Source organism: Pseudocalidococcus azoricus BACA0444, from assembly GCF_031729055.1.
In the GTDB taxonomy this organism is placed as follows: Bacteria; Cyanobacteriota; Cyanobacteriia; order Thermosynechococcales; family Thermosynechococcaceae; genus Pseudocalidococcus; species Pseudocalidococcus azoricus.
This window is the reverse complement of sequence record NZ_JAVMIP010000025.1, coordinates 15,546-42,513: the sequence shown is the minus strand read 5'-3', so window position 1 is coordinate 42,513 and position 26,968 is coordinate 15,546. Positions and strand designations below refer to the sequence as shown.

Below are 26,968 nucleotides of genomic sequence, written 5' to 3'. Positions count from 1 at the left end.
GGACATTCAGGCATAGATTAAGGATGCAAGTGACTTCAGCTTTGATTTTTCCAAGTCTATCATTACCTTTAGGGTTCTACCCTGATTTTAACGTTTGTTCCTGTTAACTAACATAAGCTATAAAGCAATCCCTGATTGTGTTTTAGGCGTTGATATAATTGACTAAGGAGCTATAACTAAGATGGTTCAATGTGGCGTAGCAGTGCTTACAACAAGCCTTGGTCATAGCGGCAGATTGGGCTTGATACAGCACTTTCGGCATCTATTTGGTACATTCAAGCCTTGAATCTAATTCAAAACAGGGGTGTAGCACCTTAAGCTGTACCAGTCCAATATCGAATCCGCTGTAATCTTGGCAAGTACAGGTGAGTTTATCGGTTAAACACTGAATTAAGTAGGAGCCATCTTTGCTGGCAGAGCTAACCATGTACTCACCGGATTCAAAGGGGACTTTGACAACTTCCAGGCCAACAGCCCCTTCTTTGCGAAAATCAACAAATTGCTGTTTGAAGGACTTTTTAGAGGCAAAACGAGAGAATAAGCCTTGAGCATGGAGATAAACACAGTTGGCCCAGACTTCAATCACGAGACCTTTGATCTTATTGCCCATGATCCGGGCGGCGTTGTAGATGAGGTTAGAGGCAGATTTAGTGATCATAATGGGGATGCTCCTAGTGAGTGCGGGAAGGTTTGAACTTGCCGGTTGCCCTTCCCTTTACAATTTCAAATATATCAAAGTGCACTAAGAAATATAAGCATTTTTAGATAAGGCTATCTTATGGTGCACATTGAAATTAAAGGCATCTGCTTATAAGTGCACTGAGTATGCACTATGATATTTATCAATGTTTAGCGGTGCGAGTATGACCAAGGGTAGAGGTCTCAATCCCTTTAGTCAAAAGAACTTAAAGCCCAGATATTCTCCTGACTTGCCTGGTGTGACCGTGCCTATTGGAATACGGTTAACCCCGGAAGATGTGGAGTGGCTAGATACTTTTGTTGAAGGTCGCAGCTACCACGCGAGGCAAGCCATTAAGCTATATCGGCAAACCTTGGAGCAAGCCTCAGACTCTCCCCAGTCTGGCCTGGGTGTTTCCACAAAGGTGGAAAAGGGATTGAACCAAGGTTCAAATGGTGATGATGTTCCCCAAATGGTGAAACCTAAGCGGGGGCATAAACCCAAGGGAGGAAGCTAAATGAGTGAACCGATAACAGCCGGTGAAGTAGCGGCTATTTTGCGTGGTCTGGATAAGCTAACTACCACAGTGGAGTCTATGCAGTCTGACATCCAGGCCTTAACTCTGGAAGTCAGAGTTAACCAGGCTAAGAACGATGAGCAATTTAATACCGTTCGGACTGAAATCAAAGCTGTTAACGATAAGGTCGAGGCACTACGCGCTGAGCTTCGGGATGACGTTAACGAGCTTAGAACTCAACAACGCTCTACTGATGGGAGGTTATGGGCCTTCATTGTTGGCCTGGTGACGTTGGTCGGTAGCGGGGTGATTAAAGTCCTCTGGTTTGACCGTGCCTAAAAAAATACCGAGGTGAGAGCCTGGGGAAGTGCAAACAATTAAATTTCATTGGTCACCGTCCCATATCTGAGTGAGACTTCAAACTTCTATAGCGTTACTCATTTAAGGTGAGACGGGGACAAGTCAGAAAATGCTTGATGGACAGTCTTTTTGACATTTTTACTCTCTCAGAGCAGCCTGCGTAACGCTATAAAACTAAATAAAGGCTCGCACCTTACCGTCCACACCAGTTCTGGGCCTGGCAGATGAAACATCTAAGATAGGGCAATAAACCCCAGTATTACTTTAAAAAACTCTACTTCTCATTTCAAACAAGCAACAACTTTTGAGGGTAACCGATGAGGTAGTCTCAATAAGAATTTTTATATATCAATGCTTCCAGGCCTTAATCGGATGAAGTACCCCGCCACCAAATAAAATGAAGAAAGCCTTGACCCTTTGTTTGAATGACGGTTAAGACTTTTTTGTTGATCCAAGGTTATGGCCTCAGGCCTGGGGGCTAACCGCGATGCAATCAATCTCAACCCGCACATCTTTAGGCAACCGTGCCACTTCCACACAGGCCCGGGCCGGAGCATGACCTTCAGTAAAATATTGGGCATAGACATCGTTCATTGCCACAAAGTCGGCTAAGTCGGCCAGGAAAACCGTTGTTTTGACCACATTATCCCAGGCCAGGCCAGCCTCCTTAAGAATTGCTTCCAGGTTAGCCATCACCTGCTGAGTTTGGGCCCCCACGTCATCTCCGCCAACCAGGCCCCCTGTCTTGGGATCTAAGGGGATCTGCCCAGCCACAAAAAGCAATGAGCCTGTGGCCCGAATCGCTTGGTTATAGGGGCCAAGGGGGGCTGGAGCCGCATCAGTCCGAATAATTTCTTTCAAGGTGGTATGACCATTCATCGCATCTTGATTGGGAGCTTATCACGGAACTGAGGGCCAGGATCGGTGGGATATTATGGTTATCTAGAAGGAGAAGGTTGTTCGGACTAGCCCCTGGAAAATAGGCGCATTGTTGGCAATGTTGTTGGCATTGGTGACGGCCATAAACACCGGAGTTAAGCTGATATTGTCGCTAACGGGAATCCGATAGAAGAGTTCATAGTTAGTCTGGGTACTATCATTGACCCCTGGAGCACTAGGTAAATTATTAATAAACGGTTGACCAACGGCCGCTGCCAAGAGAGAGCCTTCCATCCACAAATCTCGGTAGCCCAGGCCCGCCATCCAAGTTTGGGCCGTGAAGTTTTGAGTTGTGCCAGCGGGAACAATCGAAGACAGATCAAAACCCCCTAGACCATCCACGGTACTGCCAATCCCATACAGGGTTGCGCCGGAATAGCCATATCGCCCAAAGAAGCCAAATTGTCCGAGGCTGACTTCAAAGTTCAAACCCCCAGCATTTTGGGCAATATCAATGGTGCTGGAATTGGTATATTGCAAGCGCACCGCATAACTGTTTTGCTCCTCTGCCCCAAAGGTATCGGCATATTCCAACTCCACTGAACCTTGGTAGGGATCCCCAAAGAAGCCCCCAGGAATACCCGGAAAGGGGCCATTATTTTTATTAGCATTAAAAGCACTGGCCGCAACGTACAAGCCTCGAACTGTAAAAGGCCCCTGATTCGGATTCCATTGCACTACTGCCCCAGAGCCACCTGGCCCGTCAACCGGAAACACCACTGTCAAACGGTTATTAATAAAAAAACCAGAACTGAAATCTTGGAATGAGTCGTTGGCATAGCTGTTGCCGTCAATATAGTCACTGGGGAAGAACAAGGCACCAGCGGCAATAGTCAAATCTTCCACAGGCTGAAATTCATAGACCAAGCGATAAAGATTGACCGCCGGCCCAACTCCCGCGTAATCAACCGCACCCGAGTTAATAAACCCGCCTGTGCCAATTCCCGCCGCAGAGAAACTATCCAGCCCACCGTTTCCAGTTTGCAGGGTAGTAATCAGTAAATCTTCGCCGGTAAAGCTGGTGATTAGGTTAATATCAACTCGACTAATAACGGTAGGATTATACTGACTTGCTCCAAGGGTGATCCCATCGGCTGGATTGACAATGGGGCCACTGGCTCCCCCTGCTTGAAAGGCCACCAGCGCATCAACCGTTAATTTAGTAGTAGTAGAAAATTGGGTGGCTTCGAGGGCACTGGTGCGAGCTTCGAGGTTATCAACCCGCCCGCGCAATGTGGCCAATTCCGCCGCAAATTCTTGGGCAAGACGTTGGGCGGTGGCTAAATCTTCTTTAGTGGCAAATCGATCACTCACCACATCCAAGCAGGCATTCAAGGCCGCGGCCATCTCAAACCGAGTCGCCGCCCGATTGCCCCGAAATGTCCCGTCTGGATACCCGGCAATACAGCCATATTTCTCAACCAGGGAAGCCAGGGCTTGGTAGGCCCAATCGGTAGGACGGACATCAGACAGTTGGGAAACAGAGGTCACCTGGGCCTGGGATACAGACTGAGATTGCAAAACGGACTGAGACTGATGTAGGGACAGACCAGAGGTCGCCATAGGATCAAGGGTTTCCCCAGCCCAGGCCTGGCCAGCCAATAAAAACGGAACCACCCCCAAAAGTGAACCCAGTGGTAGGGCTTGCTGCTTTGTCATTACTTTTCACTCCATGCACACTCAAGAAATTAACCAAATTTGACCAGTTTTAACTGGCATTTTATTGACGATTTTTCTAACTATAATCACAATGTAATGATAAATCAAGGCAGAAGAAGTATCTAAATCCGAGAGCAGTGATTAGCCAGGCCAGCTCAACATAATTAACATAGCGGCCATCTTCAGATGCCATCTATCCCCCCCCACTGGGTTCAATTACTGGAGTTCAAACCGCACCGATACTGGCAACCCCTGCTTACCTTGACCGCTTCTGGTGAACCCCCAACCTCGAACGGCTCTTAATGCAGCTTCGTCAAACTCAGGATAGCCACTGGACTGGATAATACTGGCACTGACCACCGTTCCCCCTGGGCTGACATCCACCACTAGACCAACCCGACCTTCAACTCCTTTTTGACGCATTGCTCCCGGATAGGCAGGCCTGGGGCAACTTTGACAAGCAACTCGGCCAGAGGGGGAGGCAACTGGTTTAGGAGCGGGTGGAGCTACAGCTTGCGGGGCCGGTGGACTGGGAGGAGCGGCCACTGGGGTAGAGACCGGCACACTGGGAGTTGCAGGGGACGCGGGGGCAGGTGCAGAGACTTCTGATGGGGTAGCTACATTTTCTACAGGGGTAGATGGAGCCGTGTGACTCGGTGGGGCTGGGGTCGCAGCGGGTTGTGGACGAGATTGTTGTTGAACAGGTGCAGGTTGAGGCTGGGGTAAAGCTGGTGTGAGACTGGGTGGCTGTGGGCGAGGCCTGGGTAGTTCAGTCCGTCGCAATTCCGGCGGGGGCTGGGTTTCTGGTATGGGTTGTGTTGGTTGGGGTATTGGTTCTGGCTCCGGCAAAATGATCACCTCGGCAATTGGGGATTCTGCTTCAGGTAAAACCCGCCACCAGGCCCCGGCATTAGCCAAAACTAGCCCATGCAAAAGGACTGATGCCGCTACACAGGCTGCCCAAAACCCTTGTCGGTGGCGACTCTCAAGCAAAAGCACGAAATCATTCATGGCGCAAAATCAATAACATTGTCATATTGAAATATGATATTAGCATACTTATTTTTGAAAATTAGTGTCAGATTTAATCCGAACAATATGATGAACTTTGAAGTATAAATCTCTACAACTGAGCTTGGGAAAGGGTTTTAAGACATAAGATAAAAAATATATATGTAAAAAATAAATAAAATCTAAAATATACTTGACATTAATTCTCACTAGCTAATAGGATTAGTTCTCAGTATTTTGCAGGAAAATCTGATTCTATGGCCACAGAACCAACTAACTTTTTTGCGGCTGGGGGAATTGTTGCCTACCCCTTACTCGTGTTTTCGATCTTGACCGTAGCTTTGTCTGTGGAGCGAATTATTTTCTGGTTCAGAGTTTATTCAATTCAGCCCAAGGTGATCCGGCGTGTCTTAATTGACTACCAAGAAAACCCAGGCCAGGTGATGAAAACCCTGACAAGCCATCGTGATTTACCCGTCTGTCGAATTTTTACTCGGGCCCTCGGCTTCAGCTATAACCATGAACACCTGAGTCCTACTCAAATGCACACGATTTTGGAGTCTGCGGCCCAGGCCGAGCTACCCATTTTGCGTCGCTTTAGCACGGTCTTTACCACTGTGATCGCGGTCTCACCGTTGTTGGGACTCCTGGGAACAGTTTTGGGACTAATGCGGGCCTTTAGCTCTTTATCTTTAGGGAATTTTGATGGGACGCAAGTAGCCGGAGTCACAGGTGGGGTGAGTGAGGCCTTGGTGTCAACCGTCATGGGCCTGGTGGTGGCTATTGTTGCCTTGCTGTTTGCTAACCTATTTCGGAGTTTCTATCGCCGCCAACTGGCCTTTATTCAAGAATCTTTGGGACAGTTGGAAGTTCTCTACAGTGAACGCCTGACTCCAGGAGAACTACACCATGTTTAGGTTGGAGGATGAGCAGGATGGGGATGAAATTAATATTGTCCCGATGATTGATGTTGTGTTTTCGGTGCTTGCTTTTTTCATTATTGCGTCCTTATTCTTAAGTCGGACTGATGGGATTGATATTAAGCTTCCCCAGGCCACTACAACCCAAACTCAGCCCAACAATCCAATTACTGTCACCATTGATCGCAATCGCAACATTTTTATAAATGGGGATGGGGTAGAAATTGCCCAAGTGCAAGCTCGGATTGTTGGCTTAAAAACGGCTACTGCTAATCAACTGGTGATTGTCCGGGCAGATACTGCGGTTGAACATGGCACCGTGATTGCAGTCATGGATGAGTTGCGGCAAATCAAAAATGTCCAGTTAGCGATTTCTACGCGCAAATCTGGCAATAACTAGCTTAATTTCTAGTTAGATTTTTATCTAATTTTCAGTATCTAGGTGTGTGAGGAGTTTTTTATGAAATTAATCGGAAGTTACCCAATGTTGATCCTCGGCGCTGTTGCCATTCCCTTTGAAGTAGCCTTGGCTGAAGTTTGCCCGGTTCTCCTTCCTTGCATGATCCAAGATGGGGCTAAAATTTCAGCAACAGAAACAGAAAAGAATATGCAAGGGTATTTTGTCCCCAACTCATCCGCTGCGACGGGAACAGAGACCCCAATTCGAGACGTGCCATTTTCAATTCAAGTTGTTCCTCAGCCAGTCATCAAGGATCGTAATGTAACCACGCTTGGAGGCGCATTACAAACGGTTCCGGGTGTCGTGCCTTTAGGGAGACAGCGATAGCTAAATTTTTCATGGTTTGTTGTGAGTCTTAATTTTTGGTGTGTCAGGAGTTTTTTTTATGAAATTAATGCAAAATTTTCCTATTTTTTTGTTGGCTTCTCTTGCAATTCCCTTGGAGTCTGCCTTAGCCAGTGAAACCAAACCCGCTCAAACAGTCCAAGAATGGCTCCAGGCCCAGGAACAGTGGCACATTAACCAAGCCCTTTCCCCGACCCCCCAACTAGCCCAGGCCACAGTCGGTCAAATTACGGGCGTTGAAGTTCAGCCGACAGAAACCGGGATTCAAATTCTCTTTAACTTGCCTGGGGGAGCCGACTTTCAAGTTACGACCGAGCAACAGGGCACAACCCTCACCGCCACGATCCAAAATGCCCAATTAAACCTGCCTAATCAAACTGAATTTCAACAAGATAATCCCACTGCTGCTATTACTTCTGTCCTAGTTAAACCGGGCCCTGATAACACAATCGAAGTCGTTGTTGTTGGGAAAGACGGCACACCCACAGTTCAGTTTCAACAGGCAGAGGGCCAACTGATCGCAGTTGTTGGGTTAACAGAAACGCCCATTTCTACCCCCCAAACCGAGCAAGTTCGCCCGACTCCTGCCCCAGATATTGCCCAAGATGGGATTGAAATTGTCGTTACAGCAGAAGGAGCTAGTGGATTCTTTGTTCCCAATGCCAGCACTGCTCTGGGAACCGATACCCCCATCATCAACACTCCCTTTTCCGTCCAAGTTGTCCCCCAAGATGTGATTCGCTCTCAACAGGCCATCACAATTCAAGAGGCTGTCATAAACGTTAGTTCAGTGATTGATGCAGGCACAAATGCGGGACGGTCAGCAACCTTTAGTATTCGTGGATTTGGAAATCAGTTTTCAGCAGGCGCGCCCGTATTACGCGATGGATTTCGGATTTATGGCGGTTTTGAACCCATTCCCGAATTAGCAAACTTAGAACGCGTTGAAGTTCTGAAAGGGCCATCCTCAATCCTGTTTGGACAAATTGAGCCAGGTGGAGTGATCAACCTCGTCTCAAAAAGGCCCACGACTGAACCATTTGCAGAATTAGAACTCCAAGCCGGAAATTTTGGCTTAGTCCGTCCCCGTTTTGACCTGTCTGGCCCTCTGACTCCCAATGGCTCTGCTTTATATCGTGTCAATGGAGTTTACCAAAATGAGTGGAGTTTTAGGAGTTTTGACAATGCCCAAGAACGATTTTCCATTGCTCCAGTCCTCGTTGGCAAAATTGATGATCGTACCGATGTTGAGTTTTCCATTGAATACATCAACAGCAATGGCCCGGCAGACTTTGGCATTACCCAATTTGGTAGTGGTGTTGCTCCAATTCCCTATACGCGGGTAATCAACGATCCTAATGACACGATTGCTACAACTTTCACCAACATGGGCTACAGCTTTGAGCATCGCTTTAACGATAACTGGAAAATTCGGAATGGGTTTCGATATCTCAGTTACAGCTATGATTACAGCGTAGTTGCCTTGCCGTTTATTGTTCTTGGGCCAGAAGTCATTCGCTTTTATGCTGATCAAGATGGGGATCAAAATTCCTATTCCCTATCCACTAGCGCAGTCGGCAAATTTGCTACGGGCTTTGTCCAACATGAATTGCTATTGGGTGTTGACTTAAATCGGGCTGAAGATCGGATTATTACCGTATTTGGTGGCCCTTCGATCTTGAATATCTTTAACCCCGATTATGATTTAGCCAACAAACCAAGTCGGTCTCAACTGCCCCTGTTTGGTAACACACTCAATAGTGCCGACCGTTTAGGTATTTATCTGCAAGATCAAGTGTCATTTTTAAAGAATTTGATTTTGGTGGCTGGCTTACGGTATGACACCGTGACTCAGAAAACAACCAATGTTCAAACCGCTTTTATTCAAGGTGGGGCATCAGAACAAACAGATGATGCTGTTACTCCTCGGTTTGGTCTTCTTTATCGCCCAATGCCTGAACTCTCTCTATTTGCTAACTACTCTCAATCATTTAGTCCCAACATTGGTGCCGTGTCGGCCAGTGGTCAACCTTTACCGCCTACACGAGGCCAGGGGTTTGAATTTGGAATTAAGACTGAACTCTTTCAGGAAAACTTATTGGCAACCCTGACCTACTACGACATCACAAAGCAAAATGTGGTAACTGCCGACCCAACCAACCTCTTGTTTTCAGCGGCTGTTGGAGAACAACAAAGCCAGGGATTTGAATTTGATGTGACTGGACAGATTTTACCTGGATTAAAAATTATAGGTTCCTATGCCTACATTAATGCCCGTGTAACGGCTGATACAGATCCATCTCTTGTGGGTAATCAGTTTTTTGGAGTTCCTTACAATTCCGCCAGTTTGTGGATGACCTATGAATTGCAATCGGGGCCGCTTCAAGGCTTGGGCTTTGGTGCTGGTTTTAATTATGTGGGCAATCGCTACGGCAATCTACAAAATAACTTTACAGTGGGTGATTACTTCATTGGCAATGCTGCAATTTTCTATCAGCGAGATCGATATCGGATTGCATTGAATTTCAAAAATCTCGGGAACGCTCAATATATTCAAGCCTTAACTGGAAATGAGGGCGGACTTGAACCAGGCCAGCCCTTTGCCATGATTGGATCTTTTTCCTATCGCTTTTAGTAGAGGAACACTAATGAATCGTAAAACTATTCGCCATTTCTTTTTCTATATCCACAGCACTCTTGGTTTAGTTGTTGGAATTTTGCTGTGTATTGCTGGTGTAACTGGAAGTATTTTAGTTTTCTGGCATGAGATTGATGTCGCAATTTTAACTCAGCACTTTGGCTCTCTGATTCCAACAAATACCCCCATCTCCCTCACCAAAATACAGCAGAACCTAGAAGCCCTAGCAACCAGCAAAAACTTTCACCTTGATGGCATTGCCCCTAGTAGTAGTCTCACCCAGTTCTACCAGGCCTGGCTTGAAGATGACATGGATCACCATTGGCAGGCCTGGATCAATCAATATACTGGGGAAATTTTAGGGATTAGGGAATGGGAAACCAGTTGGGTTGGGCGTATCTATGACCTCCACTACAAGCTATCAGCCGGGGATACTGGCACCATCATTATGGGCATTGTGGCCCTCCTAACAGTTTTTATTGCCATCACTGGGATTGTCCTCTGGCCGGGTTGGCGCAAACTCATCGCTGGGTTTCGGATTAAGTGGCAGTCCCATATTCGTCGTCGTAATTTTGATGTTCACAAGGTTGCTGGAATTGTTGCGGCTGTTTTTCTAATTATGATTGGCTTTACCGGGTTTGCCTGGAATATTCCCCAAGCCAAAGTCAATGATGCGATTCATGCTATTACCTTCAGCCCAAAATCTGAGCCGCCGGTCATCTCTCCCGTAGCCAACCAACAGCCCCTTTCTTTTGGAGTCTTAGCCCAGCAAGCCCAGTCTCAATTTCCAGAAGCCCGGATTACTTTTCTCCACTCCCCACACACCGAGACAGAGCCAGCCTCAATCTACTTTAAGCAAACTGGGGAAAATTCTCATTTTGGCAATTCATCGGTCGATCTTAACCCCTACACCGGAGAAATACTCAATATCAAAGATGGCTTAAATCCATCCACTGCCGAAGCGATTATTAATCAGTTTGGCCCCGTTCACTATGGCACGTTTGGCGGCATGACAACTCGAATTTTCTATGTATTGATTGGACTACTGCCCGTCATTCTGTTGCTAACCGGATTCATCATGTTTTGGCATCGCCGTAAAGTAAAAGTCCATCAGCCGCTGTCCACCTGACAGTCTTAATGAATTCCACAAGGCTTTGGCGACGAGTCTGTTTCAAAAGCGGATCACCCCACTTGAGTTGACGGCCCCTAACATTGGCTGCTTTTGACATTCGCAAACAGAATGTGCAAACATCAGACCCCTTTAACCCACTTCTGACTCTTCAGACTGGAGAAGTGACTAGTAATGGATTTGAGATCAATATAGGTGGGGAAGTTTTACCCGGTTGGAACTTGACGGGTGGTTATGCCTATGTGAATGCATTTGTAAGTCAGGATACGACTAGTATCGTTAATAATAAGATTCCAAATGTTCCTCCTAATCAATTTACACTCTGGTCAACCTATGAGCTTCAAGAGGGTGCAGCTAAGGGATTGGGATTTGGTTTGGGCCTATTCTACATTGACAATAGATATGGTGATCTAGACAATTCCTTCATTCTCCCAAGCTATTTTCGAACTGATGCTGCATTGTATTATCGACGTGATAACTGGCGGGTTCAGTTAAATTTTGAAAACCTTTTTGATGTTAACTACATCAAAAATGCAACTTTTGATTATCGACTTGCTCTTGATCCAGGCCGACCTTTTTCAGTCAGTGGTACATTTAGAATTGATTTTTAATGTTTCAGTTGCATTGACATTGTCACCCCAATAAACAGTAATCATTCGTGAGAGTAGTCCAGAATTATCTATCCCTGCAAAGTTTTTGTTTCATCCTAACCTCAAGGAAGGGGGATTCTTTACCAAGGCTTCTGATGATCAGTCATTCTCACAAAACAAGACGGACTGCTATATGCCATGAATGAGATGGGTCAATTTTCATATCGACTTTTGGATACTTATATTAAGCCCCAGGCCATTGGTAATTTAACTACTGGCCCGATCTCTCATCAGCTACTATTTGGACTCGATGTTTTTCGTCAAAGCTATCAATACGATCTGACTAACGTTCAGGCAACATCGATCAATCTTTTCAATCCAGTTTATAACCGAGAACGGGGAGAACTACTCTTTAAACTGAATGAGCTGTATGGCGTTAATAATATTGGTCTCTATTTTCAAGATCAGATGACTCTTTTGGATAATCTTAAGCTCCTTGTGGGGGGACGGTTTGATCTTTCTAATACATTTTACAGAGACCTGGACAATGATTTTACCTACAATGACTCAAATATTTCTGCCTTTACACCACGGCTGGGGATTGTTTATCAGCCCGTTCAACCCGTATCGTTATATTTTAGTTATTCGACATCCTACAATCCGGCAATTTTCAGTGTTAGTCAATCCGGCGAACCCTTTGATCCCGAGTATGGGCAGCAGTTTGAAGTGGGGGTTAAAGGGGAAATTATTCCAAACCAACTAGCGGCAACTTTGGCCTTTTATGACATTACTAAGCAAAATGTCTTGACTACAGATCCCAACAACCCAGACTTTAGTATTGCCACGGGTGAACAGAAGAGTCAAGGGTTTGAATTTGACATTACCGGCCGCCCCCTGCCCGGTTGGAATTTGATTCTTTCCTATGCCTACACCGATGCCTATGTCAGTCAAGATACGACGATTCCAATTGGCTCTCGTTTGGCGGGAGTGCCTTATAACCAATTTGGTTTCTTTAGTACCTACGAGATTCAAGATGGCCCAGTGAAAGGATTGGGCTTTGGTTTGGGGCTTTACTACGTGGGTGATCGGGCTAGTTGTTTTACCTGTGATATTACGTTGCCGAGTTATTTCCGAGTTGACTTATCAACATTTTATCGGCGTGATAATTGGCAACTTAGCCTCAACATTAAAAACCTGAACAATGTGGAATATTACAACACCCAAGGTTTTCTCATTTATCCGCAACCGCCCCTAACAGTTCTGGGAACTGCCACCATTCGTTTTTAATATCTTGATTTGAGGAACACCCATGAATCGTAAAACAATTCAATATCCCTCTATTGACAAAGCTAGTTTAGTTTTTCTAGCAGTGACGTTAGAGCTATTAACTCTGAATTTATCCCTGAATCTTTAGTCACCTCAACTTCGTGTTTTTGCAGTTGCTCTGGGTTTGCATTAATCCGGTACTCTAAAGCCTCAATGATTAGTTTAATTTGTTTAGGAGACAAGCTAATGCTTTTATTGTTCTGTTCTAAGTCAATCGTTTGCTCCCGTCCATCATCCAAAACCCGAATCAATAGGCCTCGAAAGCCTCGATATCGTCCAGGCCTGGCCTTACTGAAATCATATTCGTTCAACATATCATTAACTTCTTCCGGCTCAAATTTGGGATTCATAAATTTCCTGCTCCTGTTTAGTTGCCGCTCTCGAACTAATAATGCGTATTCGCCCCTCTCGTTCAATATAGATAGCAATTAGTACACGCCCATCCCTTGACATACCAATAATCTTAAACCGATCTTCTTGATCAGAGTGTGCTTCATCATAATCCTCTAAGTAATAAGGATCGCAAAAAATAGTGGCCACCTCATCAAAATCAACTCCATGCTTTTTGAGGTTTACTTTGGCTTTTGAGTCATCCCATTCAAATTGTAGTGAGTCCATAATCTAATTCTTAGTCAAGGAATAACAATGAATCGTAAAACTATCCGTCATTTCTTTTTCTATGCCCATCGCTCCTTGGGTTTAGTGGTCGGGATTTTGCTTTGTATTGCTGGAGTAACTGGAAGTATTCTTGTTTTCTGGCATGAGATAGATGCCGCAATTCTAACTCAGCGATTTGGCTCTTTGATCCCTAGGGATACCCCGATCTCCTTCACGACAATTCAGCAGTCCCTAGAAGCCTTCGCTACCAGTAAAAACTTTTATCTGGATGGCATTGTCCCTAGTGATAGCCCCACTCAACCCTATATGGCCTGGCTCGGAGATGCAAAAGAATATTACTGGCAGGCCTGGGTTAATCAATATACGGGGGAAATTTTGGGGATTAGAGAGTGGGAAACTAGTTGGGTTGGCCGCATTTATGATCTCCACTACAAGCTCTCAGCCGGAGATATTGGCACTATCATTATGGGCATTGTGGCATTACTCACCGTCTTGATTGCCATTACCGGAGTTGTCCTTTGGCCGGGCTGGCGCAAACTCATCGCTGGGTTTCGGATCAAGTGGCACTCCCATATTCGCCGCCGGAATTTTGATGTTCATAAAGTGGCTGGTATTGTTGCCGCTATTTTCCTAATTCTGATTGGCTTTACGGGGTTTGCTTGGAATATTCCCCAGGCCAAAGTCAACGATGCCATTTATGCCCTCACCTTCAGCCCAAAACCAGAGCCAGCGGCTCTTTCAACCCAACCCAATCAACAACCCTTGCCCCTTGATATTCTTGTCCAAAAAGCCAACGCTGTATTTCCAAACGCCAGAATTACATACCTAGGGCTGTATAGTGATGAACCGCTGAGAGTTGACCTTAAGCAACCAGGAGAAAGCTCTAGTAATGGTCGTTCCAGAATTCAACTTAATCAATATACTGGGGAAATTCTCAATGTCAAAAATGGCTTAAATCCATCCACTGCCGAAGCGATTATTAATCAGTTTGGCCCCGTTCACTATGGCACGTTTGGCGGCATGACAACTCGAATTTTCTATGTATTGATTGGACTACTGCCCGTCATTCTGTTGCTAACCGGATTCATCATGTTTTGGCATCGCCGTAAAGTAAAAGTCCATCGGCCGCTGTCCACCTGACAGTCTTAATGAATTCCACAAGGCTTTGGCGGCGAGTCTGTTTCAAAAGCGGATCACCCCACTCGAGTTGACGGCCCCTAACCTTGGCTGGGAGGATTGGCCTGCCCTTCCTCTACCGTAGTTAAGGCTCAAGGCTGATGCTAGGTATAGTGAATAAATACTGAGTGGTGGAGAAAATGGTGTCCATGACGGTGTTCGTTGTTGGGGTCTCTATCCCATGGTGAGCCTTGGCCTGGTGAGTTTGTCACTCTTCATTTGGCTGGTGTTACTTTTGGCTTGGGGAAACTTTTGGCGGGCAGATCAACAGCTAACCACACCCCCCTTAGTCCCCCCGGCCTGGCCAGCGATCACAGTCATTATTCCGGCCCGGAATGAAGCAGATGTGATGGCCACTTCCCTCACCTCATTGTTGAACCAAGATTATCCAGGGGAGTGGCAGATTGTCTTAGTGGATGATCAAAGCCAGGATGAAACGAGTCAGATTGCCCAGGCCACGGCCGCGACTCTAAATAAATCGGCTCAACTTAAAATTATTACGGGGACTCCCTTACCCCCAGGTTGGTCGGGAAAGCTTTGGGCTTTAGAGCAGGGAATTAAAGCGGCCCAGACCCGTCAACCCCAATACCTATTACTCACCGATGCGGATATTGCCCACAGCCCTACGAATTTACGGGAACTAGTTCAAAAAGCGACAACGGAACACCTAGCCCTTGTTTCCCTCATGGTGCAACTGCGCTGTCAAAGCTTTTGGGAGAAATTACTCATTCCCGCCTTTATCTTTTTCTTTCAGAAGCTTTATCCTTTTCCCTGGGTGAATAATCCGCAACGGAAAACGGCGGCGGCGGCTGGGGGCTGTATTTTGCTGGAGAACCAGGCTTTACAGGCAGTGGGGGGAATTGAAGTCATTCGCCAGGCCTTGATTGATGATTGCTCTTTGGCGGCGGCATTCAAAAACCAAGGCTATCGAATTTGGCTGGGCTTAAGTTCAACGACCCTTAGTTTACGCCCCTATCCAGATTTAGCTAGCATTTGGAATATGGTCGCCCGCACCGCCTATACGCAATTGAACTATTCACCGTGGCTATTGGCAGGGACATTGGTGGGAATGACCTTGGTCTATCTGATGGCACCGTTGGGGGTGATCTGGGGTCTGGTGACGGGACATTGGCTGGTGCTGCTGCTGGCTTTGTTAACTTGGGCCTTGATGGCGATTGCTTACACGCCCACAATTCGGCTCTATCACCTCGGCTGGGCCTGGAGTTTTGCTTTACCAGGAATTGCCTTTTTATATAATTTGATGACCTTTGATTCAGCCCGACGGCATTGGCTTGGACAGGGGGGGGCCTGGAAGGGGAGAACCTACGAGATGTAAAGACCCATTCCCCAATTTAGGCCAAGTTAGGTTAGGTACAGATGGAGACATGGTTGTTGGCCCAGCCATTCTGCATTGACCAGATCCCTTAGCCCTACTCTAGATCAGTACAATGGCCATGATTTCCTGACACATTTATTATCTGGTTTTAACTCTCTCTCACCTATCGCTAATCTCTTGAGTGCGGCATGGATCCACTCCGGCAAGTAAAAGATGAAGATCACCAACTAGAGGCCGAATCGGGGCGCGCTCAGTCATTGCCAAAACTGCCTTGGCGTTGGCCTTGGTATCGTTGGGGCCCTTGGGCAGTGCTGGTTGCGATAGGAATTGGCGGAATGTCTGGGGCCTGGTTATTGCGGCAACCTAATTCCCCTGGGAACTGTAGCTATGTCTTTTGGCCCTTTGCGTCCGCAGCATTTCGCCTCTATTGCGCCCAAGAAGCCGCTGACACTAAAACCCTGGAAGGGATTATCGAAGCCATTAACTTAGTAGATGTCCTCCCTGCCGATCATCCCCTGGCCCCGGAAATTAACCGCCGCCTCCAGGCCTGGTCAAGCCAAGCCCTTGATCTAGCCGAAGCCAGTTTCCAAGCCGGAGACTATGACCGAGCCGTGAAGTTTGCCCGCGAAATTTCTCCCCATGCCGCAGTCTATGCCCAAGTCCAATCACGCCTTGACCGCTGGCAAACGATTTGGGAACAGGGACAACGGATTTATAACCAGGCCGAGACTGCCCTCCGCAACTTGGACTGGCGAGAAGCCTTTTATATTTCCTTAAAGCTCATTGACGTAGATTGTCGCTATTGGTCTGATGTCCAAGCCCAAGCCTTAGGGGAGCGAATTATTCAAGTCCAACGGGAAGATCGCAAATTGGGGGAAGCGCGGCGGTTAATGGCTCGGGGTGGACGGGAAAATCTGATTGCAGCCCTAGAAATCATCGAGCAGGTCAAACCCAACGGGGATATTTACCCAGGGGCCATGAAGCTGATTACCCAGATTAGTGAGGATTTGGTCGCTCTCAGTGAAGACGCGCTCCGCCAAGGTGATTACCAAGAAGCCCAGGCCGCAGCTCAGGCCATTCCCGCCAATATCTCCACCGCTTGGGGGCAGGCCCAGGAGTTGATTCGCCTCGCAACCGCCACTGAACTCGCTCAAATGGGAATGGGGGAAAATATTCCTACGGCCATTCAACAGGCTCGGGGCCTCTCTCGCACCAGTCCTCTCCATGACCTGGCCCAAACCTTAATTGAAGAATGGCAAAATGATCTGCACGTTCTCCAAATCCTGGCCCGGGCCCAACAGGTGGCTCAATCCGGCCGTCCCCCTGACCTAATAACTGCCAGTAACCTCCTGCAAACGGCCCCCCTTGGCAGTTCATTTCGGCAATCACAGCTAGCAGCCCAACAACGAGAGTGGCGACTCGAGATTCAAACCCAAGAAGATCAACCCATCCTGGATCAGGCCGAGGCCCTAGCTCGCTTGGGAACCCCCGCCACCCTTCAACAAGCCATGATTCTCCTCCAACGGATTCGTCCCGGCCGTGCCCTCTATGCCCAAGCCCAAAACCGGCTCAAAGCCTGGCTCCCCCAACCTGCCCCAATGTCTCCGTCACCCACCCCGGAAGACCCCAGCCCGGCCTGGTTACAACAAGCCCAAGCCCAGGCCCAACTCGGAACCCCCGCGGCCTTGGCCCTGGCCATAGAAACGGTCAACCAAGTCCCTCCCCAAAGCCCCCTCCGTTCCCAGGCCGATCAACTGTTGTTCCAATGGGGGAACCAAATTCTCCAATCCGCCCAAGACCTAGCCAGCCAGGATCTGGCCCAGGCCATTGAAACGGCCCAACTAATTCCGGCCAATCACCCCCTCTATGGAGCCGCCCAACGTCAAATCGAGGCCTGGCAACGGATCCTGATTCCTCCCCCAACGGTTCCCCCACCCGCCAATGGGGCTATTTAGAGTTTTCTTTCGATTCCTAGCTAAAATAATCACAGTGATTCATTGATTTTGAGTCCCTCATCAACCCGTTGTTTTTATCCCTGTACTCAACCTGAGGAACCCAAGCACCCATGGCCGCCACTGATCTCCCTGGGGAACAAAGCCTCTACAACACCCTCTCACCAATACTGATCCAAAACCTCCAGGCCCATCAAGCCCAGTACAATCTCCCTAGCCTGGATGCCGCCGTTATCCATATTCTTGAGCAGTATTTTGATGATGTCGTTGTTTTGGAGCATATTTCTGAGCCGACTCTCCCAGAACCGATCAATGACTTAAATCAACGGATTACTTCTTTAGGGCGGGAATTAGTGAATATTCGCAACTCAGTTCCCCAAGAATATGATCGGCTCAGAGAACAGTTAGCCGCGGTGCGGTTAAGCCATTCCGGCCTCCTCCACAATCTCCGAGAGCGGATTGAGGTGATTGAGCGCACCTTGGGATTAAATGAGTCTTTGCCGGATTAGACTTGACTCGGTCAATTGCAGTTTGTATTGGAACTTTCTCTATGGATGTCCAACGTTGGCTAGTGCGGCAAGAGGTACATTGGGCAAGCCTGGAAAAACTGCTCCACCAGGCCGAGAAAAATGGGATTAAAACCCTATCTGCTCGGGATATTCGTCAACTCAGTAGTTTATACCGCCTCGCCAGTGCCGATTTAGCGCGGGCCCAAACGCGGCAATTGGGAATTGGGGTGACAGACTACCTCCAAGATTTAGTCCGGCGGGGCTATAGCCAGGTCTATCAAGGACGGCAGCGACAAGATGGGCAGGAGATTATTCGCTTTTATCAGCAGGGGTTTCCCCAGACCGTCCAGGCCAGTTGGGCCTATATTTTGGCGGCTGTTTTGATTTTTGGCCTGGGGATTTATATGGGCTGGTGCTATACCTGGCAAGATCCGGCTTTTATGCAACTGGTGATCCCAGAACACATTATTCGACTTGTACAAGAAGAGGGCAAACTCTGGATGGGGTCAATTGTCGGAGTTGAGCCATTGGCCTCGAGCCAAATTATGACCAATAACATTAGTGTTACCTTGAGTGCCTTGGCCGGGGGGATTTTCGCGGGCCTGGGAACCCTCTTCATTCTTTGGTATAACGGCCTGCATATTGGCGCAATTGCGACTCTGGTGGGCCAACATAATCTGGCTTATCCCTTTTGGGCCTTTGTTTTTCCTCATGGAGCCTTGGAGTTACCGGCCATCTTTTTATCAGGGGCGGCGGGTTTACTTTTAGGCCAGGCCTTGATTTTCCCCGGCCGTCGTTCTCGGTTATTAGCCCTTAAACAACAGGGGCAACTGGCGGCTCAATTAATGTTCGGAGTGGTGCCAATGCTTGTGATTGCTGGGTTGATTGAGGGCTTTTTCTCCCCAAATCCAGCGATACCCGATGGCCTGAAGTATCTGGTGGGAATCATTCTCTTGGTGGCATTATTGCTTTACTGCTTTTGGCCTTTGCCCCAATCTAACCCTACCCCAGGCCCCTAGCTAGTCTTCGGGATATTTAATTCAGGGATTTAATGCCAAGTCGTGTCCATGCTGTGGGGGTCGAGGTGATCATTTAAGACCAGGCCATCCCGAAACCAGACCACACGTTGGGTTGCCCGGGCCACCTCAATTTCGTGAGTCACCATGACCACCGTAATCCCCGCCGCATTGAGATCCCCAAAGATGTTGAGAATTTCCTGGGTGGTTTGACTGTCCAGTGCGCCTGTGGGTTCATCAGCCAAAATTAGCAGGGGTTCATTGACAATGGCTCGGGCAATGGCTACCCGCTGCTGTTGTCCCCCGGACAGTTGATTAGGTTTGTTTTGGAGGCGATGTCCGAGGCCAACTTTTTCCAAGGCCTTAATTGCGCGCTCCCGCCGTTCGGATGGGGGAACTTGGGCATAAATCATCGGCAAAATTACATTGTCTAAGGCACTGGCCTGGGGGAGAAGATGGAACTGCTGAAAGACAAAGCCAATTTTCCGGTTGCGGACATGGGCCAGTTCTGTATCGGACATTTGGGCCACATCTTCCCCATCTAGGTAGTAATAGCCACTACTGGGGCGATCCAAGCAACCAATAATGTTCATCATCGTGGATTTCCCCGATCCAGAGGCTCCCATGATGGCGCAATATTCTCCCGTCTTGATGGTCAGATTCACGCCATTGAGGGCCCGTACTTCTGCTTCGCCACTGCCATAGATTTTGGCAATATCTTCAAGGCGAATTAAATGTTGCTTGTCCGGTGGGCGAGGCGGGGCCGTCAGGGGGGCAGGGCTGGTTTGCATGGGAATGACTCCTCTAGGCTGTTAAGATTTCCCGTTCATATTTCAGGCTTTCGAGGCTTTGTTCCCCGTATTCATCGGCAATAAAGTCCCGGCAACAATCAATGGCAAAGTCGTTAAATTCTGCGGCTGTGACTTGGTAAAGTTCCGTAAATAGCTCTGGGGAGACGCGGCAAAAACGGGGGCGATTTTCATAGATATTACATTTACGAGTTTGGGAATCGTAGTGAATACACCAACCATTGGGACTGACCAGGCCCAGGTATTGTTGCCATTCTTCCGGGCTGAGATAGTCTTGCACATCCGCCCGCTCTTCTGGATCCAGATAACAGCAGGCCCCACAGCCTGACATACATCGCCACGTTGCCATTAATTATCTCCAGGCCACCCTTGCTTTAGAATAATGATTATTTGCACTGCCGCTGTACCTTTGGAGTATCTATGGGATTCTTAAGCAACATCAACTTTGAAGTCATCGCCCAACTCACCATGATTGGGATGATTGCCATAGCTGGGCCTGTGGTGATTTTTCTCTTGGCTGCCCGGCGTGGAAACCTGTAATACTTCTTTACATATTTTACATATTAAGCCAAAACCAGGTTCTCTCAGTCTTTGGGATTAAAAATTAAACTAGCCTGACCTCCTATTAACTCTGAGCTATCAATGCTTTTAGCATAGGAGGTATTACGGTTTTAATAATTCCTGACAAGCAGTGGCGAGGGGACAGCTGTATTAACAAGTTAATGCAGGTCTTACATAAACAAGTGCGAATCCAGGTAAAAAAACCAAAATTACAAATTATATTGTGCTGCCTAATGTCCCATTCTTTATCGAAATGAAGATAGATTGCGTTCCTAGGATTCTCTAACCTGTAATCGAGTGACTTGCGGATCAATGACCTTCTGCCCCAGACCGGGGAAGCGAATTGCTAAGGATAACTTGGGGCCAGAACCAAAAATATGGGTGACTTGTCCCTCACCAAAGGCGGGATGAATGATAGTTTGGCCCACTGTCCACTGTTGGGGAGGATTGGGGCGACTGGGAGTGGGGATCGCCCTTGGGGTGGCTTTAGAGGGGATCGATTTGGAGCTTGCGGCGGAGCGGCGGAGTTTGCGAACCGAACCCGTTAACAACTCAGCAGGTAACTCACTCAGGAATTGGGACGGAATGGTGGATTCCCGTTGGCCGTAAAGCCGCCGTTCCTGGGCCTGGCAGAGAAAAAGTTGTTCTTGGGCCCTTGTCAGTCCCACATAGCACAGCCGCCGTTCTTCTTCCAACGAGAGGGGATCGTTAATTGAGCGATGGTTGGGGAATAAACCCTGTTCTAAGCCCACTAAAAACACCACTGGAAATTCCAGGCCCTTGGAGGAATGGAGCGTCATGAGGGAAACCGCCGATTGCCCTTCTTCAAGATTATCCAGGTCTGAAGATAGAGCAGCACTGGCTAAAAACGCTTCCAGGCCGGTTTCATCTCCTTCTTCCTCAAATTGCAAGGCGGCACTGACCAGTTCTGAGATGTTTTGGAGGCGATCTAAGGCTTCATCCGTCCCTTGGTTTTCTAAATCCCGCCGATAGCCCGATTGCTCAATCACCAGTTGCACCATCTCAGATGCAGTTTTTGCGGGCAGCAGGGCCTGGAGGCTTTGAATCATGGCGACAAAATCTAAAATCGCTTTACTGGCCCGCCCAGCAAGGGTTTGCACCGAAGTTTTATCCGTCAACAACTCCCACAGCGGCATATTTAACTCCTGGGCGGCCTGGCTGAGGCGGTCTAGGGTGGTTTTGCCAATGCTCCGGCGGGGAACATTGATAATTCGCTTGAGGCCCACGGTGTCACTGGGATTCACTAACAACCGGAGATAGGCGAGAATGTCTTTAATTTCTTTGCGGTCATAAAATCGTAAGCCGCCAACAACCGTATAGGGAATCCGGGCGCGCACCAGAGCTTCTTCAATCGGGCGGGATTGGGCATTGGTGCGATATAGGATGGCGAATTGGCCCCAGTTGGGTTCTAAACTGCGACTGCCCAGTTGATAAATCTGTTGGGTGACAAATTCCGCTTCCTCAATTTCTGTCCCGGCCTGGTGGCAGTAGATCGCATCTCCTTCGGGGCGGGTAGCCTTGAGCACTTTATCAATGCGTTCCGTGTTGTTTTCAATTAGGGCATTGGCGGCAGTAATAATATTGGCAACGGAACGATAGTTTTCCTCTAATTTCACCATTGTCCGGGTGTCATCATCGGCTAAGCCATCGCCAAAGTCGGCCTGGAAGTTCATTAAAATTGTGAAGTCAGCACAACGGAAGGAATAAATGGATTGATCCACATCCCCCACGACAAATACTGAGCGATTTTGCCAATGATTAAACTGCTGCGTAGATTCCCCATTGGTGACTAGGAGCCGAATTAAATCGTACTGAGTGCGGTTCGTATCCTGATATTCATCGACTAAAATATGGCTAAATTGTTGATGCCAGTAAGCTAAAACCTGTTCATTTTGTTGCAGTAGTTGAACCAAAACCCAAATTAAATCATCAAAATCTAGGGCATTATTAGCCGCCAAATGATCCTGATAGTGGTTATAAACTTCCGCAATGACTCGCCCGTTGTAGTTGGGTTGTTGCCGTTCCAATTCTGCCGGAGTTAAGCCTTGATTTTTGGCATTACTGATTTTGTAGCGGACGGAGCGCGGGTCAAACTTCTTATCATCCAGATTGAGTTTAACCGTGACGATTTCCTTAATTAAGCTCTGAACATCGGACTCATCAAAAATCGTAAAATTCCGCTGCCATTTCCGCCCTTGACTATCCTGATATTTCTCAATCTCTAACCGTAAAATCCGCGCACATAAACTATGAAACGTCCCCACCCACAGGGGCTTAATTTGACTCCGATAAACCAGGGAGCGCACCCGTTTTTGTTCAGCCTCGCTTAAATCATCCCAGGCCCGGTTATATTTTTCTAAAGCGGCTTGTTGGGCAAAGAGTTTCTCAATCCGTTCTTTCATTTCCTTGGCCGCTTTGTTCGTAAACGTGACCGCCAAAATGTTTTCCGGGTTGATGCGATGCTCTTGGACTAAGTGGGCAATCCGAAAGGTTAAGGTGCGAGTTTTCCCAGAGCCGGCCCCCGCCACCACCAACAACGGCCCACAAAAATGCTGCACGGCCTGGCGTTGGGAGGGGTTCAAACCAGCAAGAAAGTCACGAGACATAGAGCAGCAGGGCCTGGAAAATGGACATTTATCTATTGTAGAAGGTTCAGTATGGCCGCCCCAATCCAACTATCCTCACCATCACTCCATGTTTAAGCCTGTGATTCCAAATTGACAATTCATGAAAATGTTCCCATTTTGGGACTACTTGATTACACTGGATATAGTGAGCCTGCGACAAGGGCGCGTGTTCCTCAACATTAGCCTGTAGTCATGCGGATCATCTCCAGAAAAACCTTAGTCGCCTTTTGGGAACAACACCCAAACTATGCCGATGCTTGCTCGCCCTTAGAGGCCTGGTATCAGGAGGTCAAACACGCAAAATGGAACAGCCCAGCCGATGTCAAAGAAAAATATAAGAGTGCCAGTGTCCTCAAGAATGGACGAATTATCTTTAATACTGCCGGTAATAAATATCACCTAGTCGTCAAAATCCACTTCAACACTCAGATTGTCTATGTTCGCTTTATTGGCACTCACAAGGAATACGACAAAATAGACCCGGAAACAATATGACTACGATGACGAACCCTATCCCAATTAAGCCGATCAAGTCTGAAGCTGACTATGACGCAGCCCTTGAGCAAATTGCTGTGCTGATGGACGCAGGGCCTGGGACTCCTGAAGCCGATGCCCTGGATGTCTTGGCCACATTGGTTGAGAATTATGAAAATCAGCACTATCCGATTGGCCTGCCTGACCCGATCTCAGCCATTCGCTTCCGTATGGAACAACAGGAATTGAGTCAGCGCGATCTAATTCCCTTTATTGGTAGCCGTTCAAAAGTATCTGAAGTTCTCTCGGGTAAACGTTCTCTCAGCCTTCAGATGATCCGTAACTTGCACCAAGGGCTAGGCATTCCCGCTGACGTTTTGCTACAGGAGCCAGATGCAACTTTGCCCGAGAACCCCCAAAATGTTGACTGGTCGAAGTTTCCACTTCCGGCTATGGCGAAACAGAAATGGATTGAATCAGACTTTTCAGGTAAAGCCGAAGAACTTATGCGGGATTTGATCGAACGGGCGGGTGGTTATAGTTCTGTCAGTACTATGTTTTGTCGCAAGAATAGCCACATCCGTAGTAAAACAGACAGTTATGCGCTTAAAGCATGGGCATTTCAGCTACTGGCAATGGCGCGTGAAACTTCCTTACCCACATCTTATAGGCCAGGTTCTCTTACTCCAGAGTTAATGCAACAATTAGTGCGACTGAGTTGGTCAGAATCGGGGCCGCGTTTAGCTCAGGAATTTCTAGCTCGAAATGGAATTCATTTAATCTATTTACCTCATCTTCCTCAAACTCATCTTGATGGTGCAGCCCTAAGGCTATCCGATGGCACACCTGTCATTGGTTTAACCTTGCGATATGACCGGATTGATAACTTTTGGTTTTGTTTATTTCATGAATTAGCGCATCAAGCCCTCCACCTAGAGTTTGAGCCAACTGATTCCTATCTTGAGGACTTAAGTATTGCTGATCCAAAAAATGAGCCAAAAGAATTAGAGGCAGATGGCTGGGCTTCCGAACAACTAATCCCTAATGATTTATGGGCTGCTAGCCGTATAACTGAGCATTCAAGTATTGTTGACATTAAGGAATTTGCAAATAGACTACAAATTCACCCAGCGATTGTCGCCGGTCGTATTCGTAAATTGACCAACAATTATCATTTGTTTAACCAGCTTGTAGGACACAGACAAGTCCGAACTCTCTTTGCTTAAGTTGTCAAAAAACAAACCCTCCCCAGAAAATTAGGAAGGGCTATCATGATCTCACTTGAGCAGATGGGAATGACTACTTAGTTTCTGAAAACTCGGCATCAATCACATCATCTCCATCGGCACTACTACCTGGACTATCCGTTGGCCCAGATTCCGGTGCACCCGCAGCACCCTGTTGATAGACACTGGCTCCCACGGCGTAAAGGGCTTGTTGGAGTTCGGGAACTAAGGACTTCACCCGCTCAAAGTCAATTTGCTCGATGGGCTTCCGATCCGACTCATAGCCAATCTCTGCCCGTAATTGCTTGGCCAGGCTTTCGACTTTTTCTTTGTCAGCCCCGGAGACCTTATCGCCCAACTCGGCCAGTTGTTTCTCGGCTTGGTAGCAGAGTTGCTCGGCCTGGTTTTTGGTTTCGATTTTCTCCCGTTTTTCTTGGTCAGCAGTGGCATTGCGTTCAGCATCTTTGACCATCCGCTCCACTTCATCCGAGGGTAAGGTGGAAGCCCCCGTAATGCTGATGGACTGTTGTTTACCGCTGCCTTTATCTTTGGCGGTGACGTTGAGAATCCCGTTGGCATCAATATCAAAGGTGACTTCGATTTGCGGCACACCCCGTTGGGCAGGCGGAATTCCATCGAGGCGGAACACCCCCAAGCTCTTGTTGTCATCGGCCATTTCCCGCTCGCCTTGGAGGACTTTGATTTCCACATTGGTTTGACCATCCACGGCGGTGGAGAAGACTTCCGATTTTTTCGTGGGGATGGTGGTATTCCGGGTAATGATTTTGGTCATCACGCCGCCCAAGGTTTCCACACCCAAGGAGAGGGGAGTCACATCCAGTAGAAGAATATCTTTAACTTCACCGGCCAAAACCCCCGCTTGTACCGCCGCACCCACAGCCACCACTTCATCCGGGTTCACGGTTTGGTTGGGGTCTTTACCGAGAATTTTCTTCACCAGTTCCAAAACTGCTGGAATCCGGGTCGAACCACCCACCATCACGACTTCATCAATGTCTTCTTTAGATTGGCGGGAATCACTCAGGGCTTTTTCCACCGGAACCCGACAGCGATCAATTAGATCGGCACAGAGTTCTTCAAACTTGGCCCGGGTTAAGGTCATGTCGAGGTGCTTAGGGCCGTCTTGGGTCGCAGTGATGAAGGGCAAGTTAATCTCGGCCTGGCTGACACTGGAAAGCTCAATTTTGGCTTTTTCGGCGGCTTCGGTTAACCGTTGCAGGGCTTGCTTATCTTTGCGCAGATCAATGCCTTCAGCGGTGCGGAAACTTTCAGCCAGGTAGTCCACAATTTTCTTGTCGAAGTCATCGCCCCCTAAGTGGGTATCCCCAGAGGTGGCCAGCACTTCAAACACGCCATCGCCGACTTCGAGAACGGAAACGTCAAAGGTTCCACCTCCCAGGTCAAACACAAGGATGGTTTCGTTGCTTTTCCGGTCTAAGCCATAGGCCAAAGAAGCAGCCGTGGGTTCGTTGATGATCCGTAAAACTTCTAAACCGGCAATTTTTCCAGCATCTTTGGTCGCTTGGCGTTGGGAGTCGTTGAAGTAAGCGGGAACCGTAATCACGGCCTGGGTCACGTCTTCACCGAGGTATTTGCTGGCATCTTCTTTCAGTTTGCGTAAGACTTGGGCAGAAATTTCCTCAGGGGCAAACTGTTTTCCTTGGGAGGCACAATCCAGTTTCACGTTCCCATTCACATTTAGGACTTTATAGGGAACTTCCGTAGCTTCGTGGGTGACTTCATCAAAGCGGCGACCAATAAACCGCTTGACTGAATAAAATGTATTTTCCGGGTTCATCACCGCTTGCCGTTTGGCGATTTGACCCACCAGACGATCTCCATTTTTGGCGTAGGCAACAACTGAAGGAGTCGTGCGAAACCCTTCGGCATTAGCGATCACCGTGGGCTTTCCCCCTTCCATCACGGCCACACAGGAGTTTGTGGTACCAAGGTCAATTCCAACAACTTTTGCCATTTCTAGGCTCCTCTGCCGGGGTAAAGTGCATTAAAAACAGGGCCCAGGCCACTATAGAAAAAACTTCATCCTGC

At 47.8% G+C, this 26,968-nt stretch carries 27 protein-coding genes; 17 read left to right on the top strand and 10 right to left on the bottom strand.

Features of this window, described 5'->3' with window-relative positions:
- Positions 1-262: 262 nt before the first annotated feature.
- Complete coding sequence (locus RIF25_RS15885) at positions 263-658, bottom strand: hypothetical protein (protein WP_322879499.1); 396 nt, start codon at positions 656-658, stop codon at positions 263-265.
- A 280-nt stretch (positions 659-938) separates the two neighbouring features.
- On the opposite strand from RIF25_RS15885, the gene RIF25_RS15880 reads away from it, so the two are divergent.
- Both RIF25_RS15880 and RIF25_RS15875 read left to right on the top strand, forming a co-directional pair.
- A complete protein-coding gene (locus RIF25_RS15880; RefSeq protein ID WP_322879498.1) occupies positions 939-1,196 on the top strand; it encodes a hypothetical protein in 258 nt (85 codons plus the stop codon).
- Positions 1,197-1,535 carry a hypothetical protein gene (locus RIF25_RS15875; RefSeq protein WP_322879497.1) on the top strand — a complete coding sequence of 113 codons (339 nt, stop codon included), beginning with the start codon at positions 1,197-1,199 and terminating at the stop codon, positions 1,533-1,535.
- Positions 1,536-2,021: 486 nt separating this feature from the next.
- Here RIF25_RS15875 and RIF25_RS15870 read toward each other — a convergent pair whose 3' ends face one another.
- From RIF25_RS15870 to RIF25_RS15860, 3 genes are all read right to left on the bottom strand, one after another.
- Positions 2,022-2,435, bottom strand: a complete 414-nt coding sequence (locus tag RIF25_RS15870; protein WP_322879496.1) for a RidA family protein — start codon at positions 2,433-2,435, stop codon at positions 2,022-2,024.
- A gap of 63 nt (positions 2,436-2,498) precedes the next feature.
- On the bottom strand, positions 2,499-4,154 hold the full coding sequence (locus RIF25_RS15865; RefSeq protein WP_322879495.1) for an iron uptake porin: 1,656 nt from the start codon (positions 4,152-4,154) through the stop codon (positions 2,499-2,501).
- A gap of 216 nt (positions 4,155-4,370) precedes the next feature.
- A complete protein-coding gene (locus RIF25_RS15860; protein WP_322879494.1) occupies positions 4,371-5,165 on the bottom strand; it encodes an energy transducer TonB in 795 nt (264 codons plus the stop codon).
- Between the two features lie 257 nt (positions 5,166-5,422).
- On the opposite strand from RIF25_RS15860, the gene RIF25_RS15855 reads away from it, so the two are divergent.
- From RIF25_RS15855 to RIF25_RS15825, 7 genes are all read left to right on the top strand, one after another.
- Positions 5,423-6,082 (top strand): MotA/TolQ/ExbB proton channel family protein, encoded by a 660-nt coding sequence (locus RIF25_RS15855; protein WP_322879493.1) that lies wholly within the window; start codon positions 5,423-5,425, stop codon positions 6,080-6,082.
- The gene (locus RIF25_RS15850; protein ID WP_322879492.1) at positions 6,075-6,485 is read left to right on the top strand and encodes an ExbD/TolR family protein; all 411 of its coding nucleotides are present in this window, start codon (positions 6,075-6,077) and stop codon (positions 6,483-6,485) included. The genes RIF25_RS15855 and RIF25_RS15850 overlap by 8 nt, the downstream gene beginning before the upstream one ends.
- Before the next feature lie 84 nt (positions 6,486-6,569).
- Complete coding sequence (locus RIF25_RS15845) at positions 6,570-6,872, top strand: TonB-dependent receptor plug domain-containing protein (protein WP_322879491.1); 303 nt, start codon at positions 6,570-6,572, stop codon at positions 6,870-6,872.
- A 58-nt stretch (positions 6,873-6,930) separates the two neighbouring features.
- Positions 6,931-9,525 carry a TonB-dependent siderophore receptor gene (locus tag RIF25_RS15840; protein ID WP_322879490.1) on the top strand — a complete coding sequence of 865 codons (2,595 nt, stop codon included), beginning with the start codon at positions 6,931-6,933 and terminating at the stop codon, positions 9,523-9,525.
- A gap of 13 nt (positions 9,526-9,538) precedes the next feature.
- Positions 9,539-10,657, top strand: coding sequence for a PepSY-associated TM helix domain-containing protein (locus RIF25_RS15835; RefSeq protein ID WP_322879489.1), 1,119 nt, complete (start codon positions 9,539-9,541; stop codon positions 10,655-10,657).
- A gap of 83 nt (positions 10,658-10,740) precedes the next feature.
- A complete protein-coding gene (locus RIF25_RS15830; RefSeq protein WP_322879488.1) occupies positions 10,741-11,268 on the top strand; it encodes a TonB-dependent siderophore receptor in 528 nt (175 codons plus the stop codon).
- Positions 11,269-11,454: 186 nt separating this feature from the next.
- Positions 11,455-12,534, top strand: coding sequence for a TonB-dependent siderophore receptor (locus tag RIF25_RS15825; RefSeq protein WP_322879487.1), 1,080 nt, complete (start codon positions 11,455-11,457; stop codon positions 12,532-12,534).
- 62 nt (positions 12,535-12,596) lie between these two features.
- Here RIF25_RS15825 and RIF25_RS15820 read toward each other — a convergent pair whose 3' ends face one another.
- Positions 12,597-12,923, bottom strand: coding sequence for a hypothetical protein (locus RIF25_RS15820; RefSeq protein ID WP_322879486.1), 327 nt, complete (start codon positions 12,921-12,923; stop codon positions 12,597-12,599).
- Entirely contained in the window at positions 12,907-13,191 is a 285-nt protein-coding gene (locus tag RIF25_RS15815; RefSeq protein WP_322879485.1) for a BrnT family toxin, read from the bottom strand. The genes RIF25_RS15820 and RIF25_RS15815 overlap by 17 nt, the downstream gene beginning before the upstream one ends.
- A gap of 27 nt (positions 13,192-13,218) precedes the next feature.
- Between RIF25_RS15815 and RIF25_RS15810 the strand changes: the two genes are divergently transcribed.
- From RIF25_RS15810 to RIF25_RS15790, 5 genes are all read left to right on the top strand, one after another.
- Positions 13,219-14,331, top strand: a complete 1,113-nt coding sequence (locus RIF25_RS15810) for a PepSY-associated TM helix domain-containing protein (RefSeq protein ID WP_322879484.1) — start codon at positions 13,219-13,221, stop codon at positions 14,329-14,331.
- A gap of 217 nt (positions 14,332-14,548) precedes the next feature.
- Entirely contained in the window at positions 14,549-15,703 is a 1,155-nt protein-coding gene (locus RIF25_RS15805) for a glycosyltransferase (protein WP_322879483.1), read from the top strand.
- 188 nt (positions 15,704-15,891) lie between these two features.
- A complete protein-coding gene (locus RIF25_RS15800) occupies positions 15,892-17,658 on the top strand; it encodes a hypothetical protein (RefSeq protein WP_322879482.1) in 1,767 nt (588 codons plus the stop codon).
- A 110-nt stretch (positions 17,659-17,768) separates the two neighbouring features.
- On the top strand, positions 17,769-18,164 hold the full coding sequence (locus RIF25_RS15795; protein ID WP_322879481.1) for a hypothetical protein: 396 nt from the start codon (positions 17,769-17,771) through the stop codon (positions 18,162-18,164).
- A 41-nt stretch (positions 18,165-18,205) separates the two neighbouring features.
- The gene (locus tag RIF25_RS15790; protein WP_322879480.1) at positions 18,206-19,183 is read left to right on the top strand and encodes a stage II sporulation protein M; all 978 of its coding nucleotides are present in this window, start codon (positions 18,206-18,208) and stop codon (positions 19,181-19,183) included.
- A 29-nt stretch (positions 19,184-19,212) separates the two neighbouring features.
- Here RIF25_RS15790 and RIF25_RS15785 read toward each other — a convergent pair whose 3' ends face one another.
- Together RIF25_RS15785 and RIF25_RS15780 are read right to left on the bottom strand one after the other, a co-directional pair.
- The gene (locus RIF25_RS15785; RefSeq protein WP_322879479.1) at positions 19,213-19,971 is read right to left on the bottom strand and encodes an ABC transporter ATP-binding protein; all 759 of its coding nucleotides are present in this window, start codon (positions 19,969-19,971) and stop codon (positions 19,213-19,215) included.
- A 13-nt stretch (positions 19,972-19,984) separates the two neighbouring features.
- Positions 19,985-20,338 (bottom strand): YkgJ family cysteine cluster protein, encoded by a 354-nt coding sequence (locus RIF25_RS15780; protein ID WP_322879478.1) that lies wholly within the window; start codon positions 20,336-20,338, stop codon positions 19,985-19,987.
- A 71-nt stretch (positions 20,339-20,409) separates the two neighbouring features.
- On the opposite strand from RIF25_RS15780, the gene psb30 reads away from it, so the two are divergent.
- Positions 20,410-20,529, top strand: coding sequence for a photosystem II reaction center protein Ycf12/Psb30 (psb30, locus tag RIF25_RS15775; protein WP_015123076.1), 120 nt, complete (start codon positions 20,410-20,412; stop codon positions 20,527-20,529).
- A gap of 293 nt (positions 20,530-20,822) precedes the next feature.
- Here the strand turns inward: psb30 and pcrA are convergent, their stop codons facing one another.
- On the bottom strand, positions 20,823-23,177 hold the full coding sequence (pcrA, locus tag RIF25_RS15770; protein WP_322879477.1) for a DNA helicase PcrA: 2,355 nt from the start codon (positions 23,175-23,177) through the stop codon (positions 20,823-20,825).
- A gap of 213 nt (positions 23,178-23,390) precedes the next feature.
- Between pcrA and RIF25_RS15765 the strand changes: the two genes are divergently transcribed.
- A complete protein-coding gene (locus tag RIF25_RS15765; protein ID WP_322879476.1) occupies positions 23,391-23,693 on the top strand; it encodes a type II toxin-antitoxin system HigB family toxin in 303 nt (100 codons plus the stop codon).
- Complete coding sequence (locus RIF25_RS15760; protein WP_322879475.1) at positions 23,690-24,898, top strand: ImmA/IrrE family metallo-endopeptidase; 1,209 nt, start codon at positions 23,690-23,692, stop codon at positions 24,896-24,898. The genes RIF25_RS15765 and RIF25_RS15760 overlap by 4 nt, the downstream gene beginning before the upstream one ends.
- 73 nt (positions 24,899-24,971) lie before the next feature.
- Here the strand turns inward: RIF25_RS15760 and dnaK are convergent, their stop codons facing one another.
- Positions 24,972-26,894 carry a molecular chaperone DnaK gene (dnaK, locus tag RIF25_RS15755; RefSeq protein ID WP_322879474.1) on the bottom strand — a complete coding sequence of 641 codons (1,923 nt, stop codon included), beginning with the start codon at positions 26,892-26,894 and terminating at the stop codon, positions 24,972-24,974.
- Positions 26,895-26,968 lie beyond the last annotated feature (74 nt).